This is a genomic window from Nonlabens sp. Asnod3-H03 (genome assembly GCF_045063665.1).
Classification (GTDB): Bacteria; Bacteroidota; Bacteroidia; order Flavobacteriales; family Flavobacteriaceae; genus Nonlabens; species Nonlabens ulvanivorans.
Genome location: NZ_JBEFOD010000008.1, coordinates 2,189,300 through 2,203,657, shown reverse-complemented (window position 1 = coordinate 2,203,657; position 14,358 = coordinate 2,189,300). Strand labels below are relative to the sequence as shown.

Sequence of the window (14,358 nt, the reverse complement as noted above, 5' to 3'; positions counted from 1 at the left end):
TTTATTTATGTAACGAGTCCTGCTCTTTTAAGCAGGGCATCTATTTTAGGTTCGCTTCCGCGGAAGCGTTTATATAATATCATAGGGTTTTCTGTTCCTCCTTTTGATAAGATATGATCTTTAAAGCTGGTTGCTGTCGATCTATCAAAAATCCCTTTCTCTTTAAAAACTTCAAAGGCGTCTGCATCGAGTACTTCTGCCCATTTATAACTATAATATCCCGCACTGTAACCACCTTGAAAAATATGACCAAATGCCGTACTCATACAACTGGAAGAAACATCTGGATATAAATCTGTTTTCTCAAAGACTGTTCTTTCGTGGGCTTTTACATCTGTAATATCTGATGGATTAATACCATGCCAGCTCATGTCTAACATACCAAAAGATAACTGTCTTAAGGTCTGTAAGCCTTCTTGAAAATTTGCCGCTTTTTTAATTTTTTCAATGTACTCTAGCGGGATCACCTCATCGGTTTCATAATGTCTCGCAAAAATCTCTAAGGCTTCTTTTTCATAACACCAATTCTCTAAAATCTGGCTAGGTAATTCTACAAAATCCCAGTAAACTGATGTTCCTGATAAACTACGATAACGTGTGTTTGCTAACATGCCGTGTAATGCATGACCGAATTCATGAAACAAAGTAGTTACTTCATTAAACGTGAGTAATGACGGTTTTGTATTTGTAGGTTTAGTAAAATTACAAACGATAGAAACGTGTGGACGTTCATTTTTGTTATTTTCTACATATTGACTTTTAAAAGAGGTCATCCAGGCACCATTGCGTTTCCCTTTACGTGGGAAGAAGTCTGCATAAAATATAGAATTTAAACTTCCATCTTCATTTTTAACCTCATAAGTCATGACATCATCATGATATTTATCTACCTGTGTTGTCTTTTCAAAGCTTAGTCCAAAAAGACGATTTGCCACCTCAAAGGCACCATCGATTACATTTTCTAGTTTAAAATAAGGTTTTAATAATTCATCATCTAGTTCAAATAATTGTTTTTTCAACTTCTCAGCATAGTATGCGGCATCCCATTTTTGCAATTTTGTAATAGGCTCACTCACATCAGATTTTGAAGCGGCAGCTATGGCAAAATTTTGTAATTCTAAAAAGTCACGTTCTGCTGCTGGTTTTGCTTTTTCTAGAATATCGTTAGAAAATTCCATGACCTTTTCTGGTGTCATGGCCATACGTTCTTCTAGCACAAAATGAGCATGCGTCTCATAACCTAAAAGTTGTGCTCTTTCATATCTTAAAGCAGCTATTTGAAGTACATTATCTTGATTATCAAATTGGTCTTTAAAAGCTCTAGACCCAAAAGCCATTGATAGTTCCTTACGTAATTCACGATCGTCAACATAAGTCATGAAAGGGATATAGCTAGGGTAGTCTAATGTGAAAATATATCCTTCCTTTTCTTTGGCTTTAGCAAGCTCTGCTGCAGCTTCCTTAGCACTCTCTGGTAAACCAGCTAGTCTAGAATCATCTTCTAAATGTAATTCATAAGCATTAGTAGCAGCGAGAACATTCTCACCAAATTTCAAGGTCAACTGGGATAGTTGACTATCAATCTCGCGCAAGCGTGATTTTTTATCTTTACTTAAATTTGCACCATTACGTGAGAAACTCTTGTATTTTTTGTCCAATAGAGTAGATTGTTCTACATCTAAATTGAGTTCGTTTTTAGATTCGTAAACCTCTTTAACACGTTTGAATAGTGACTCGTTTAAAGTGATATCATTACCAAATTGTGAGAGTTTAGGACTTACTTCTCTAGCAATTCGTTGAATCTCATCATTAGTCTCGGCACTATTCAAATTAAAAAATATACTTGATATGCGACTTAATAAATCTCCAGATGCATCAAGGGCTTCAATCGTGTTTTCAAAAGTAGGCGCTACAGTATTATTAGTTATAGCATCTATTTCTTTACGTGCCAATTCTATGGCAGTATCAAATGCTTCTTCAAATTGCTCTTCTTTTATTAACGAAAAAGGAGCGGTATTTTGAAAAGTATCAAATTTTTCTAATAAAGGGTTTTTAGTAACACTCATGATATGGTAAAATTAATCTTCAAAAGTCAATATGTTCCATGTAGAACTGTTAAACTTTTGTACAAAAAGGTTAAACAAAATAATTTAAACAAAAAAGTAGCCATAGCCACCTAGCGTAATCATTAATATACTGTGTATGATGCCTAGGTAATTATAACGTGCTTTTACAAATTGTCTATTAATAATGATAGACATTAAGAAATGAATACCACCAGCGGTTAGAAATTGCCATTGTGGTGTGTATTTATCCATTCCCATAATCATAAACCAAACAATGGTAAGGCTTATGATTATAATAGATGCTATTTGAAAAGATCTAGACATTGTTGCGCATCTCTTGTGCGGCCTTAGTTACTTTCTCCTTAAGACTTTCTTTATAAGCAACAATACGTTCACGTACGTCTTCTTGTGTGGCACCTATGATTTGTGCAGCAAGAATTCCTGCGTTTTTTGCACCATTAAGTGCAACCGTTGCGACAGGTACGCCACCAGGCATTTGTAAAATTGAAAGAACACTATCCCATCCATCAATAGAGTTTGATGATTTTACAGGGACACCTACTACAGGTAAAGGAGATAAACTTGCTACCATTCCTGGTAAATGAGCAGCGCCACCAGCACCAGCTATGATAACAGCAATCCCATTCTTATGGGCGTTTTTACCAAAATCATACATTTTCTCTGGTGTACGATGTGCACTTACAACATCTACATCGGTCTCTATTCCTAATTCTTTTAAAACGTCTATAGCGTCCTGCATCACTGGCAAGTCACTAGTAGAGCCCATTATTATTGCTACTTTTTTATTCATGCCCTAAAATTAGCAATTATGCCGTAAAGGCAGTCGCTATTTAAGAGCATTTTTTATTTTCTTTTGTTTCTGCAATCATTCCTACTTACTGTTTACTTATCTGCAATGTTTTTGTGATATAAACGACATAATACTTAACAAATCTTAAAGAACCGAAAACTCTTTAATCACGTAACTTTACTTAAAAATAAGACATGAAATATTTAATAATAGCTTTAACGATTATTGCAGCTATAGGTTGTAAAACATCAACAACAGATTTAGCACAGAATGATACTCAAGAAAAAGTATATGAAGTACAAAAATCTGATGCACAATGGAAAGCAGAGTTAACACCAGCGCAATATGATGTACTGCGTCGTGCAGGTACAGAACGACCTCACACGAGCCCTTTAAATAAACAATACGCCGCAGGAACCTTAATCTGCGCAGCTTGTAATGCTCCTGTTTATGATAATGCAAACAAATTTGATTCTGGAACTGGCTGGCCAAGTTATGACCAAGCGATTGAAGGTCAAGTGGAACGCGATGTGGACTATAAAATAGGCTACGCACGTACAGAATTAAAATGTAATACATGCGGTAGTCACCTAGGACATGAGTTTAATGATGGACCTAGCGATACAACTGGAAAGCGCCATTGCATAAATGGAGTAGCTCTAGAATTTATACCTGAAGGTGAGGCAATTCCTGCTTTAAATAAATAATATCATGAGCTGGTGTAGATTACGCTTTCGCGAAAGCGTATTTACAAATCAAAGCGAACAAACAATAGTATTATGTTAGAAAAAACAGATGCAGAGTGGAAAAAGGAACTCACTCCAGAGCAATATAGAGTTCTAAGAGAAAAAGGAACAGAGCGACCATTTACAGGTGAGTATAATACGCATTATGAAGATGGAACTTATAGCTGTGCCGCTTGTGGAAATGAATTATATAAGTCTGAAACTAAATTTGACAGCGGTTGTGGATGGCCATCTTTTGATGATGAAATAGAAGGAGCTATTATGCGCAAACGTGATGTATCTCATGGTATGATTCGGACCGAGATTATGTGTGCTAACTGCGGTAGCCATCTAGGCCATGTTTTTAACGATGGACCTACAGCGACAGGAATTAGACACTGTGTAAACAGTGTGAGTGTGGATTTTAAGAAAGATTCTTAATTTTTTAATTCTTGTCTTTCCGGAATTCTAGGTTTAGGATAATTCCAGTATTCTAGAACTAAAATTCTTTCTTTTTTAAGTTCGTCTAGTTCTTTTAGGTTTAGTTTTTCAAGGTTTTTGTAGAAACGGTTTAATGCGATGCTATCCATGTATTTATTATAAGATGCTACAAAAGATTGAAGGACAAGTTTACTTTGACTTAAATCTGCTTTTTTATCTCTTATAATGATTAGTCCAGTTCTGTTTTTATAAGCATATTCATTTTTATTCTTAATAACTCTGTCAATTTTTAAAAGTAAATCTGAAGTGTCATTTACAAATTCTTGTTCAACTAGTATTTGATTATCTCTATTAATAAGTACCTCTACATTCAATTTTAAGCCACAGAACATGGGCATATCACATGGCTGTTGAAATCTTGCTGCAATAGTTAAACTATCAATTTTGAGATTAAAATCTTTAGAGGTTTCACAGCCATCTGGCATTAATTCCTCGTTTAATTGAACGAAGAATAATGAATCGGGTTGGTCAAATTTTATATCTAAAGTAGGAACACTATCAGAATGACTTAGTAGGTAACTAGTGTAGTCAAATGGAGTATCGATTTCTAGAATAGTATTCTTTTCATGTTTGCAGGAAAGAAATGCAATTAATGCTAAAAGTAGGAGAGGTTTTCTCATTAAAACTCGTTGTTGATTTCAGAAGCCGCTGGCGGTGGCGGTGGAACTCTTAAGCTTTCTATATCATAAAACACAATTAACATTCCGTGTTTTCTTTTAAAATCATTTAAATCTGACTGCGATGCCTTATGAATAGGTTTTCCATATTCCTGCTTAAATAAAGAAGTTGAGAAAGTTAGGTAAGCTTCAATAATATCCTCAAGAATTTTCTCTGTTATTAAAGCGTCACTTTTTGAATCTACTTTAAAACGTATTATAAAACGTTTGTAGTCACGTTCTATAGTATTCAAAAATATTAAGCTTTGATCTTTGACTTGATTTGGTTTGATAATTTTATAATTGAACCAAAGCCCATTCTTATCATTTATTTCAAACGACAACCTTGTTGGATTCGATGGTGGTGGCGGATTGTGACAAAACTCGGCAGCAAAACATTGTACTTTGTAAGCACCAATCTTGTAATTGAATCGGAAACCATCAAAACATTCCTGTTGTGTATAATTATCTATTATTTTAAAAATATTCTTAGAAGGTGCGTTTGCCGGAAATTCAAAAGTTGGAATATTTTCATCATTATTCCGCAACAAATAAGCTTTGTAGTCAAATGCTTTTTCCTCAGGAACTTCAGTTTCAACCGAGTCCTTACAAGAAACAAAAAGCAAGGTGAATACAGAAAGTAGTAAGAGTTTTTTCATATAGGTAAGTCATCAAGTTTTGTGCCTTTAAATATTTTAAACTGAAACTGAAACTTAAACCTAAACTTACACTTGATACTGCGCTGCGAGTAAAAACTTAAAAAAGACTCAAGACCTACTTAGAATTCCACTCCGGCAAATCCTCAGTCCATACTTTAATCTTCATCTTCTTCTGAATCACGCGCCAGTGGTGAGACTCTTCTGAGCTTATGAACGTAATAGCTTCTCCTGGATTTTCAGCTCGACCGGTTCTTCCTATACGGTGAACAAAGTCTTTAGGAGATCGAGGTAATTCATAATTTACTACAAAAGGTAAAAACTCAATGTCTATTCCGCGAGCGAGTAAATCTGTTGAGACTAATGCCGTTAATTCTCCAGATTTGAATTCGCTCAATGCAGAGTTTCTTGCACCTTGACTTTTCTTACTATGAATAGCTTTTGAGGCTATTCCATTCTTTTTAAGCTTATCGTTGACATGATCTACTTGGTAGGTAGAAGAGCAAAAAATCAGTACTTGAGTCATCTCTTTTTCTTTCATGAGATGTCTTAATAATGCTCCTTTTTTATTCTCAATGACTCGATAACCTATTTGCTTAATTAAAGATATATCCTCTTCCTTTTCTTCTACAGATGCTGTTACTGGATCATTCAGCAAAACTCTTTGTAATTCATCAACATCTTCACTCAACGTGGCAGAGAATAACAAGTTTTGTCTTTTGTTAGGTAATAGTTTTAGTATCTGGTCTAGTTCCTTTTTAAAACCTTTAGTCAGCATTTTATCGGCTTCATCGAGGACTAAAGCTTTGACATTTTTTAAATGCACTGCGTTTGCTTCAATAAGTTCTAACAATCTACCAGGTGTCGCTACTAGAATATCGACGTTATTCATCTTACGCATTTGCGGATTTATGGAAGCACCGCCATAAACAGCCATAGTAATCAACGGCTTTGTTAAAGCTTTAGAGTATGGAATAAAAACCTCACTTACCTGCGCTGCTAGTTCTCTGGTAGGTACCAGTATCAATGCGGTAATATGTCTGTTTTCAGATTCAATTCCTTCTAATCGCTGTAAAAGCGGTAGGGCATAGGCCATGGTTTTACCAGATCCAGTTTTTGCAATTCCTAGCACATCTTTGCCAGCCAGAATATCAGGCATGGCTAGCTTTTGAATAGGTGTAGGGTGAGAGAATTGATTTTCTCTTAAGGCAAAAAGTAATTGGTTAGATAATCCTAAGGATTCAAAAGACATATGTTGATTTTATACCATGCAAAGATAGCTCGTTTTTGCAGTAAAATGCATCTGTCTTAGTATGTGTAACTGATATGATATTTAGTATTAAAATTTCAAGTTTAGGCTATGAAATCCTCAAGTTGACTATTTTTAATCATCTTCACGTATTCTGGTGATGTGAATCTCAACTCTACGGTCATAAAAATCACCTTTTCCGGTTTTAAAATTAGCCTGTTTCCCTATGGTCGTTAGACGATCAGCAGCGACTCCATATTTAACGAGAAAACGTTTTACTTGTTCTGCTCTAGCTTGTGATAGATTCCATTGGCCTGTGTCCATGTCTCGACCATAAACACCAGCAGATAGACAGCATATATGGCCTTGTATCTCGATTTCATATTTTTTATGAAGTAATAAAGAGTTGATAATAGAGTCCATTACTGGAAAAGAAGATTCTCTTAAAACATGCCTGCCTGGATAGAAAATGACATTGTTAAATACTAGTTTATCACCTATTTGAAGACTGTCTTTTAAGATATCATAAGAACGGTATTTTTCAATACTATCTGCAGCAACGGCTATAGGTTCTACTCTAGGCTCAGGTTCTTCTTCATAAGTTACTGTTATATCTACTCGTCTATTTTGAGTGCGTTGTTGTTTAATGTTTGAACTGGACTGTAATGCAACTTCTCCTATAGCTTGCTCGCTAAATGCACCGTATGCATAATTAGGTTTCAAATAATCAATAATAGACCAAACTCGTTCCCATGCTAGTTGCTCGTTATAAACAACACTACCACGGTCGTCACAATAACCTGATAGAGAAATATTTGTGATTCTAGAACTTTCAGAATTGATAACATAGGTGTTAATTATATCCAGTGATTGAGTATTTAAAACAGCACTATCGGTATCAAAGTAAACCGAAAACTGTTCGGTCTTTTGTTGAGCGGTAACCACGACAGAAAAAATTAAGAAAAAGTATTTTATCATCTTCATAACAATAGAAAAACGTTGCAAGCATTAAATTAGTGTTTTCAATCCAAAACGATGTCTGAGAAGTTAACTATATCATATTATCAACATAATGATGTCGTGGAATTATCTCAAGATTTGATAGGTAAAAAGATTGTAAGTAATATTAACGGAGAACTAACAAGCGGCATAATTACTGAAACTGAGGCTTATCGTGGTTATGATGATAAGGCTTGTCACGCACATTTAGGTCGTTTTACAGATCGTGCTAAGGTGATGTATGAACCAGGTGGCGTTGCTTATGTTTACTTGTGTTATGGCATCCATCATTTATTTAATATCATCACAAATACTGATGGTAATGCAGACGCTATTTTAATACGTGCAGTAGAGCCTGTAGAAGGTATAGACATCATGCTAAAACGCAGAGGTAAAAAGAAACTAGATAAGATCTTAACCTCAGGACCTGGTAATTTTAGTAAAGCCTTTGCACTCGATAAATCGTTCTATGGAGCAGATTTAACCGGTGATGAAGTATGGATAGAGAAGAGTGATTTATTGCGCTTTCGCGAAAGCGATATTATATCAACCACTAGAATAGGAATCGATTATGCTGGTGAAGATAAGAATTTACCATGGCGTTTCTACCTAAATACTAGCGATTATATAAGCAGGCGATAACTCTTACGAACTGCGGAATTTTTCTAAAAACTCTGCACGTTTTGCTCTTGCGACAGGTATGGTCACATCACCTGTTAAGGTTACATATCCATCGTTTAAATACTTAATAATATGATTAGTGTTTGCTACATAAGATTTGTGCACATGGTAAAAATCTGGATGAGATAATAGCTTTTTGAAATGTCCAATGCTGCTGGAGCTAAGAATGGGTTTACGATTTGTGAAGTGAATTTTAGTATATCCATCAACGCCTTCACAATGCGTGATACTTTTAACTTTTACAAACTCTAATCCATCAGTTGATGGAATGACAATTTTCTTTTTTTGAAAGTTTTCTTGATTGATGTTTTCTAGTAGTTGCGTGTTTTTAACTAGTGCATTTTTTTGCTCGATATTTGTTGTAGCATTAGTGACTGCTTCTACAAGGTCTTCATTATCAATAGGTTTAACTAGGTAGCCTATAGCGCATTGTTTAATAGCGTCTAAGGCATATTGATCAAAAGCTGTGGCAAATATGATTTCGAATTGCGGTTTTTTAAACTGTTCCAATACATCAAAACCGCTCATGCCAGGCATGGCGATATCTATAAATACTAGTTGTGGTTGTAACTCGTTTATAATATCAAATGCGAGCGCTGGTTTTTCTATCGTTGCTACGATTTCCAGATCTGGACATAAGCGTTCAATTTTATTTTTAAGTATCGCGATAGCCTTAGGCTCATCATCTATTAAAATAGTTTTTATGCTCATAACTCACTTAAATTTTGAATGATTAATTGAACGATGGTACCTGTACCGTCATCAATATCAGATCGGTCATTGATAGAGAAGGAGATGTTCCAGTCGCCACTATCGTTTAAAATATCTAATCGTTCTGCAATAACAGCACTAGAGTGTGCCTTTGCCGTACCAGTGGTGTTTTTATTGTGTTTTTTAGTCTTATTAATACCAATACCATCATCTTTAATAACTATTTGATATTGATTATCCTCTTTAGTTGTTTTAAAATCGACTTCTATAGTACCCGTTGAGGTTTTATGAAAGATTCCATGATTTACCGCGTTCTCTAGTATAGGCTGTATCATCATGGTCGGTATGTTGAGGTCAGTAGTATCTAGCGATTTATCTATATTAATATAATATTCAATTTTATCTTCAAACCTTAGTTTTTCAATATCTAGATATTTTTTAATGAAGGCTATTTCTTCTTTAAGTGTAATAGTTTTGGTACGAGAATAATCAAAAAAGAGACGCATTAATTTTGAAAACTTGGTAAGATAATCTTCGCTTATCTCGACCTCATTGCGCTGGATATAATACTGGATAGCATTTAAACTATTATGTACAAAATGCGGATTGAGCTGACTGCGCAAGGCATTAAGCTCACTCTCGTATTGTTTCTTTTGTGCGGCCAGTTGATCTTCTAGTTGTTGTTGAAGAAGCTGGTTTTTACGATTGTTGAAGGTTATAAATAAAAACACCATTCCTAGCACAACAACCAGTACTAAAATGAAAAGTAAAGTATAAGTTAATACTAGATTATTCATAATCTTTAGATAGCTTTATTCCATAAATGATGCTACTATAAAGTAATACGCTTACCGTAGTAATAATCGTGAAATAAATATTAGTAGTAAGTTTAAGTTTTTCTTGTATAAGAAAGAATACAATAACTAGATTTATTTGATAGATAACTATACCTATGGAGATCCAGAAAGCCGGCGTTTTGTTATAGCGTACTACATTATCTGAAAGCAAGAGCTTGTATAAATAGAAAAAAACATTAATTAATAAAATGATAGAGATTATAAAATTTGCATAATAAAATATCTCTCTTAAAAAATTTTGTTGAAAGGCGCTGATGAAAAATGATAAAAAAATGGTAGAAATACTGATAAAGAGCAAGACTTTATTTTTAATATGTTTATAAAACCAATAGGACAATATAAGATTAGAAATTAATATAATAAGATTGCTGAAAACCTGTAGTTTAGAACCATGATAAAGCCTAAAATATACACCAGACAAGTCAAGAACGGTAGTTACTAATAAAAAAATAAGTATCCATAATTCTGGTTTATTTTTAATGTGATTCCAGTTAATTACTGCATATAATAATGCAGTAATCATACTAGAATACAGAATATAACTCGTTACTTCTACTAATGTCATTGTTTAAGGATTAGATAATCCAGTACCTACTGGTGGCATTCCTGCATTACCATGATTTAATAAGTCAGCACCAGGAATATTAGGTGCTTGTGGGAAGATTGCAGAGCCAGTAGTTACCACTGGATATCCTGTAGGAGCAAAAATAATGGTCGTTTTATAGTTATTAGTTGTAGGGTCATTTTGAGCAGCTAGATATGCTCTTATTCCTAAGTTTTCATATTCTCCTTCAAAACTCTCCACGTATTCAATAAAACATTTCATATCATCTAAGTTAAAGTGAACTTCAGGTGTATGAGAAACATTAATGGAATCACCGTTTGTATTTATATAAGGTAAATTTTCATTCATAATCGTTTGATTGATTTGATTAAAATCATTGACCATTTGAACTCCTTGAGGTCTTTGAATAATTCCATGTCCATCACCTGAACAATCTAGAGCTGTTTCTGGTGTGTCAGTTGGCCAGTTACAAGCGGTTACTAATAGAACAATACAAGCCAGTAATAGATAGTTAATTTTTTTAGTTTTCATAAGGTTGGGTTTTAAGTAAGTTTTAAAGGTATATGTTTTTTTATTATCGTTAGAATCGCTTTCGCGAAAGCGAAATATTATAAAAGAACCAGCGCAGCAAGATTGCTCCATACTACGCTGTCTCCTTGTAATTACATTCTACAAGAATAGAATTCTGTGATTACGGCGGTATTACCGATAACAGTTCTAGTTTCGGTTGTGACCGTTTGTGACCATCCTGATTGGTTTGTTATCCTTACGGTGTAGGTTCCATCGGCTAGGCCAGAAAAGAATATATTTCCATTAATGTCAGTAGTTGCAGTTCTAATCACTGTATTTGAATTATCTAATAATTCAAAGACCCAATTGTCACCTATACTGTCTGTAATAGCGTTGAACATTCTATCGCAGTTTACCTCTTCAAGAACATTTTGTACTGTTATAGTATTGTTCTCACAACATTCTTCACTGTTATTTGAAATGACAACCTCGCCATTACTAGTTACCATATCTCCTAAAAACGAGAAGCCTAAAATTACTGCACCGGTATTGATTAAACTTCCTCTTATACTATAACTACCAGCAGGTAAATTAAAATTAGTTTGCGACCATGCAGGTATTGCAGTTCCTGTCCATATATAGGTAGCACTTGTGTCTAAAACTGCACCTGTATTATTATCTACTAATTCAAAATACATACGATCGTCTGCCTTGAATACAAAGTTGTAATCTACTTGAGTGTCCTCAAGCACGCAGAAGGAACGTTCAAACACAAAAGGTACTTGAATACCAGCATTATTTACGGCATTATTACAACCAAAAGATCCGTTAGGTCCTAAATCAAATGGAGCTAGAGTTCCAGTACCAGGTTGATTTACCCAAGCGCTGCTTCCCATGGCGCCAAAATTCATGGAATAAGCATCATTTGAAAATGTTCCTACAGCTGCATTAGTACAAGGGTTACTTGCGTTTCCTTGAAATAATGGTGGTTGATTAATTACTTTCCAGAATGGATCTATTGCTCCAAACGCAGCGGCTATAGGATCTCCATTTGCATCGATTCCACTAGATAAGTTTAAACTTCCTTTTAGATCACAGCCTTCTGGAAGAATGGGCTCGTTTGTTATACACTCACAAAACTCATTAACCGTTCCGTCGAGTATGGTGTCACCATTACTGTCACAATCATCACCTATGTTTGCTTCTAGGTTAGGGCAATCTGGATCATTATCTCCAGTGTAGCCGCAAACTTCATCGCCGTCGCAGGAAAGAATCATAATAGCTAAGAAGCTTAATCCTATTGTTTTAAAATTACTTATAATATTTTTCATGTTTTCTATTTTTAATCTCTGCCACATCCGTGACAGAGATATTGTGTTATAAATGAATTATTCTGGACAGATTACTTTCATCTCTGTTCTACGATTGATTTGATGTTCAGCAGCGCTGCATTCAATACCGTCTGCACAGCGGTTTAAAAGTCTAGTTTCTCCATAACCTATTCCCACTACACGATTTGCATCTATTCCTTGAGAAGCGATATAATCTCTAGCGGCACTAGCACGGTTTTGAGAAAGTGTTTTATTATAAGCGTTTGAACCTCTAGAATCTGTGTGAGATGATATTTCTATGTGAATATCTGGATTGTCCTTCATAAATTGTACAAGTCTGTTCAATTCAGGTTCAGCATCGGCTCGTATATAGTACTTGTCTAAATCATATAGGATGTTTTTAAGAGCGATTGCTTTACCACAGTCTGCCTCTTCTAGACATACTTCTAATTTTACAAATAGAGTAGTACTACGGTCATAATTTTCTGTAGAAATCGTTTCTGTTTGTGAGAAGTAGTTTGCTTTTTTACCACGTAGAGAATAGGTAGCTTTTTGCTTTACATTGAAAATAAATTCTCCTTGAATATTTGTGATAGTGTTTTTTTGCTCTGCATCGGTAAGATTATTTAAAATTACAGAGACTCCATCCAGCGCTGTTGTTGTATTACATACTACAGCATTTCCTTTAAGAATAAAGTTTAGATCGCTGTAAACAATTTCTTTTTGGAGAGTTTCATTTGCCTTGAACTCATTTTTTACTGCTGTAGTTCCTTCTAGATTTACATCATATAATTTTCCTTCTATAGTATAGTCATCTTTTTTAATGTCGTTAAAAACAACTGCACCATAGGAATTTGAAGTCCCAGTTTGAACTATATTTCCTTCTGTATCTTTAAGAACGACCTCAGTATCGGCTAATAGTTCTTTGGTGAATTTATCTCGTGCAATTACAGTTAAATTGTACTTATCACAAACTTGACATTCTTCTTTATCATGTTTATTGAGCTTAAAAGTAACACCAGCAAAAGCTCCTACTGAAGAAATGTCACAATCACATGGCTCTTCTCGCTGTCTATAAGAACGCTGTGTTAAAAAAAGAGCTCCTTGATCGTCATTAAATTCATGATATCCAGTAGAAATGCCACTTTCTACAGATTCTGTTACATTGAGATGTCTCATGTAATAAGCACCTGCATGGATTCCCCATGACGAGTTGAAAAAGTAAGTTAATCTAGTTTGTAACTTAAAGGTCAAGGCACTACCTACGTCATATCCAGCATGAAAGTTTAATGGAACATCTGTACTATTAGCAGTAGAACCTTCATGAGAGACACGTCCGCCTTTTATGGACGCAAGTCCTACACGAGAATTGAACTCGGCACTGAAGTTTCTATTTGCGTTGCGATATTGAAAATTAGGTCCTATCCCATAGAAAAGTCGGGTTATTCCATCTTCTGTCACATTAAATGAATTAAAGGCAGAACCGTCAAAATCGATGAGCCCATCTGTAGGATAAGTAGTTTCGGGACTGTTCTTGATGTAATCTACATCTATACCTACACCGATCCAATTCCAATAATAATCAACACTTATTCCAGCTTCAAGGCCACCATTGTAATCTATGTATGGTGTGTTATTGTGATAAGATGGAAAATCATAACCTATACGAGGTGATATTTGAAGATAATTGTCGGTCGCATGGTTCACTTGCGACCATGAAATGATACCTTGTAATAGGATTAATAAAATAAGTAATGGTTTATAAAATTTCATAATTCAGAGTTTTATTTATAAAGTGAAAGAGCGATGATTTATTTTTTTGGCTAATCCTTAAACCACAGCTCTGTCACTGTTATTTGTGGCTTTCCACGGTTCAAATATGAAATCTAATACAAGAGTTAACTAGAGGTAATTGATGAACGGTAGCATTCAATACAGCAATGGTTTTTTTGAAAAGCTGATAGATTTTCAGTTTTGCTGCCACCTTGTCATTTTGTTTGAAATGGTACTGCCTTTGAGTAATAGAAGGAAGATGAATAA

The 14,358-nt window shown here is 34.8% G+C and carries 16 protein-coding genes; 3 read left to right on the top strand and 13 right to left on the bottom strand.

What is annotated here, in order from left to right; translation table 11 throughout:
• Positions 1 to 5 precede the first annotated feature (5 nt).
• The 3 genes from ACJJVI_RS13270 to purE form a co-directional block, all read right to left on the bottom strand.
• The gene (locus ACJJVI_RS13270; protein ID WP_405352319.1) at positions 6 to 2,066 is read right to left on the bottom strand and encodes a M3 family metallopeptidase; all 2,061 of its coding nucleotides are present in this window, start codon (positions 2,064 to 2,066) and stop codon (positions 6 to 8) included.
• A gap of 84 nt (positions 2,067 to 2,150) precedes the next feature.
• Complete coding sequence (locus ACJJVI_RS13265; RefSeq protein WP_146128659.1) at positions 2,151 to 2,390, bottom strand: hypothetical protein; 240 nt, start codon at positions 2,388 to 2,390, stop codon at positions 2,151 to 2,153.
• Positions 2,383 to 2,877, bottom strand: a complete 495-nt coding sequence (gene purE / locus ACJJVI_RS13260; protein ID WP_317291109.1) for a 5-(carboxyamino)imidazole ribonucleotide mutase — start codon at positions 2,875 to 2,877, stop codon at positions 2,383 to 2,385. Before purE ends, ACJJVI_RS13265 begins: the two co-directional genes overlap by 8 nt.
• A gap of 194 nt (positions 2,878 to 3,071) precedes the next feature.
• On the opposite strand from purE, the gene msrB (ACJJVI_RS13255) reads away from it, so the two are divergent.
• Together msrB (ACJJVI_RS13255) and msrB (ACJJVI_RS13250) are read left to right on the top strand one after the other, a co-directional pair.
• Positions 3,072 to 3,584 carry a peptide-methionine (R)-S-oxide reductase MsrB gene (gene msrB / locus ACJJVI_RS13255; protein WP_042270369.1) on the top strand — a complete coding sequence of 171 codons (513 nt, stop codon included), beginning with the start codon at positions 3,072 to 3,074 and terminating at the stop codon, positions 3,582 to 3,584.
• A gap of 72 nt (positions 3,585 to 3,656) precedes the next feature.
• Positions 3,657 to 4,043: a peptide-methionine (R)-S-oxide reductase MsrB gene (gene msrB / locus ACJJVI_RS13250; protein ID WP_405352316.1), complete on the top strand. Its 387-nt coding sequence runs from the start codon at positions 3,657 to 3,659 to the stop codon at positions 4,041 to 4,043.
• On the opposite strand, the gene ACJJVI_RS13245 is transcribed toward msrB (ACJJVI_RS13250), so the two are convergent.
• The 4 genes from ACJJVI_RS13245 to ACJJVI_RS13230 form a co-directional block, all read right to left on the bottom strand.
• Positions 4,040 to 4,723, bottom strand: coding sequence for a hypothetical protein (locus tag ACJJVI_RS13245; RefSeq protein WP_405352314.1), 684 nt, complete (start codon positions 4,721 to 4,723; stop codon positions 4,040 to 4,042). The two genes, msrB (ACJJVI_RS13250) and ACJJVI_RS13245, sit on opposite strands and share 4 nt — an antisense overlap.
• Positions 4,723 to 5,418 (bottom strand): hypothetical protein, encoded by a 696-nt coding sequence (locus tag ACJJVI_RS13240; RefSeq protein ID WP_405352312.1) that lies wholly within the window; start codon positions 5,416 to 5,418, stop codon positions 4,723 to 4,725. Before ACJJVI_RS13240 ends, ACJJVI_RS13245 begins: the two co-directional genes overlap by 1 nt.
• A 115-nt stretch (positions 5,419 to 5,533) precedes the next feature.
• Positions 5,534 to 6,667, bottom strand: coding sequence for a DEAD/DEAH box helicase (locus ACJJVI_RS13235; protein WP_405352310.1), 1,134 nt, complete (start codon positions 6,665 to 6,667; stop codon positions 5,534 to 5,536).
• 132 nt (positions 6,668 to 6,799) lie between these two features.
• The gene (locus ACJJVI_RS13230) at positions 6,800 to 7,648 is read right to left on the bottom strand and encodes an OmpA family protein (RefSeq protein WP_405352308.1); all 849 of its coding nucleotides are present in this window, start codon (positions 7,646 to 7,648) and stop codon (positions 6,800 to 6,802) included.
• A gap of 51 nt (positions 7,649 to 7,699) precedes the next feature.
• Between ACJJVI_RS13230 and ACJJVI_RS13225 the strand changes: the two genes are divergently transcribed.
• The gene (locus ACJJVI_RS13225; RefSeq protein WP_405352307.1) at positions 7,700 to 8,305 is read left to right on the top strand and encodes a DNA-3-methyladenine glycosylase; all 606 of its coding nucleotides are present in this window, start codon (positions 7,700 to 7,702) and stop codon (positions 8,303 to 8,305) included.
• A gap of 3 nt (positions 8,306 to 8,308) precedes the next feature.
• On the opposite strand, the gene ACJJVI_RS13220 is transcribed toward ACJJVI_RS13225, so the two are convergent.
• From ACJJVI_RS13220 to ACJJVI_RS13195, 6 genes are all read right to left on the bottom strand, one after another.
• Entirely contained in the window at positions 8,309 to 9,055 is a 747-nt protein-coding gene (locus tag ACJJVI_RS13220) for a LytR/AlgR family response regulator transcription factor (RefSeq protein WP_405352305.1), read from the bottom strand.
• Positions 9,052 to 9,852 carry a sensor histidine kinase gene (locus ACJJVI_RS13215; RefSeq protein ID WP_405352303.1) on the bottom strand — a complete coding sequence of 267 codons (801 nt, stop codon included), beginning with the start codon at positions 9,850 to 9,852 and terminating at the stop codon, positions 9,052 to 9,054. The genes ACJJVI_RS13220 and ACJJVI_RS13215 overlap by 4 nt, the downstream gene beginning before the upstream one ends.
• Complete coding sequence (locus tag ACJJVI_RS13210) at positions 9,845 to 10,477, bottom strand: hypothetical protein (protein ID WP_405352301.1); 633 nt, start codon at positions 10,475 to 10,477, stop codon at positions 9,845 to 9,847. The genes ACJJVI_RS13215 and ACJJVI_RS13210 overlap by 8 nt, the downstream gene beginning before the upstream one ends.
• 3 nt (positions 10,478 to 10,480) lie before the next feature.
• Complete coding sequence (locus tag ACJJVI_RS13205) at positions 10,481 to 11,008, bottom strand: hypothetical protein (RefSeq protein ID WP_317291120.1); 528 nt, start codon at positions 11,006 to 11,008, stop codon at positions 10,481 to 10,483.
• Positions 11,009 to 11,139: 131 nt separating this feature from the next.
• Positions 11,140 to 12,318, bottom strand: a complete 1,179-nt coding sequence (locus ACJJVI_RS13200) for an SdrD B-like domain-containing protein (RefSeq protein WP_405352300.1) — start codon at positions 12,316 to 12,318, stop codon at positions 11,140 to 11,142.
• A 57-nt stretch (positions 12,319 to 12,375) separates the two neighbouring features.
• On the bottom strand, positions 12,376 to 14,091 hold the full coding sequence (locus ACJJVI_RS13195; RefSeq protein ID WP_405352299.1) for an OmpA family protein: 1,716 nt from the start codon (positions 14,089 to 14,091) through the stop codon (positions 12,376 to 12,378).
• Positions 14,092 to 14,358 lie beyond the last annotated feature (267 nt).

What these genes read in the sequence shown, in the direction of transcription:
- ACJJVI_RS13215 (WP_405352303.1), bottom strand. Translation starts at nt 9,852, where the DNA reads ATGAATAATCTAGTATTAACTTATACTTTACTTTTCATTTTAGTACTG.
- ACJJVI_RS13235 (WP_405352310.1), bottom strand. Translation starts at nt 6,667, where the DNA reads ATGTCTTTTGAATCCTTAGGATTATCTAACCAATTACTTTTTGCCTTA.
- ACJJVI_RS13240 (WP_405352312.1), bottom strand. Translation starts at nt 5,418, where the DNA reads ATGAAAAAACTCTTACTACTTTCTGTATTCACCTTGCTTTTTGTTTCT.
- msrB (WP_042270369.1), top strand. Translation starts at nt 3,072, where the DNA reads ATGAAATATTTAATAATAGCTTTAACGATTATTGCAGCTATAGGTTGT.
- ACJJVI_RS13205 (WP_317291120.1), bottom strand. Translation starts at nt 11,008, where the DNA reads ATGAAAACTAAAAAAATTAACTATCTATTACTGGCTTGTATTGTTCTA.
- ACJJVI_RS13265 (WP_146128659.1), bottom strand. Translation starts at nt 2,390, where the DNA reads ATGTCTAGATCTTTTCAAATAGCATCTATTATAATCATAAGCCTTACC.
- ACJJVI_RS13210 (WP_405352301.1), bottom strand. Translation starts at nt 10,477, where the DNA reads ATGACATTAGTAGAAGTAACGAGTTATATTCTGTATTCTAGTATGATT.
- purE (WP_317291109.1), bottom strand. Translation starts at nt 2,877, where the DNA reads ATGAATAAAAAAGTAGCAATAATAATGGGCTCTACTAGTGACTTGCCA.
- ACJJVI_RS13270 (WP_405352319.1), bottom strand. Translation starts at nt 2,066, where the DNA reads ATGAGTGTTACTAAAAACCCTTTATTAGAAAAATTTGATACTTTTCAA.
- ACJJVI_RS13200 (WP_405352300.1), bottom strand. Translation starts at nt 12,318, where the DNA reads ATGAAAAATATTATAAGTAATTTTAAAACAATAGGATTAAGCTTCTTA.
- ACJJVI_RS13245 (WP_405352314.1), bottom strand. Translation starts at nt 4,723, where the DNA reads ATGAGAAAACCTCTCCTACTTTTAGCATTAATTGCATTTCTTTCCTGC.
- ACJJVI_RS13225 (WP_405352307.1), top strand. Translation starts at nt 7,700, where the DNA reads ATGTCTGAGAAGTTAACTATATCATATTATCAACATAATGATGTCGTG.
- msrB (WP_405352316.1), top strand. Translation starts at nt 3,657, where the DNA reads ATGTTAGAAAAAACAGATGCAGAGTGGAAAAAGGAACTCACTCCAGAG.
- ACJJVI_RS13230 (WP_405352308.1), bottom strand. Translation starts at nt 7,648, where the DNA reads ATGAAGATGATAAAATACTTTTTCTTAATTTTTTCTGTCGTGGTTACC.
- ACJJVI_RS13220 (WP_405352305.1), bottom strand. Translation starts at nt 9,055, where the DNA reads ATGAGCATAAAAACTATTTTAATAGATGATGAGCCTAAGGCTATCGCG.
- ACJJVI_RS13195 (WP_405352299.1), bottom strand. Translation starts at nt 14,091, where the DNA reads ATGAAATTTTATAAACCATTACTTATTTTATTAATCCTATTACAAGGT.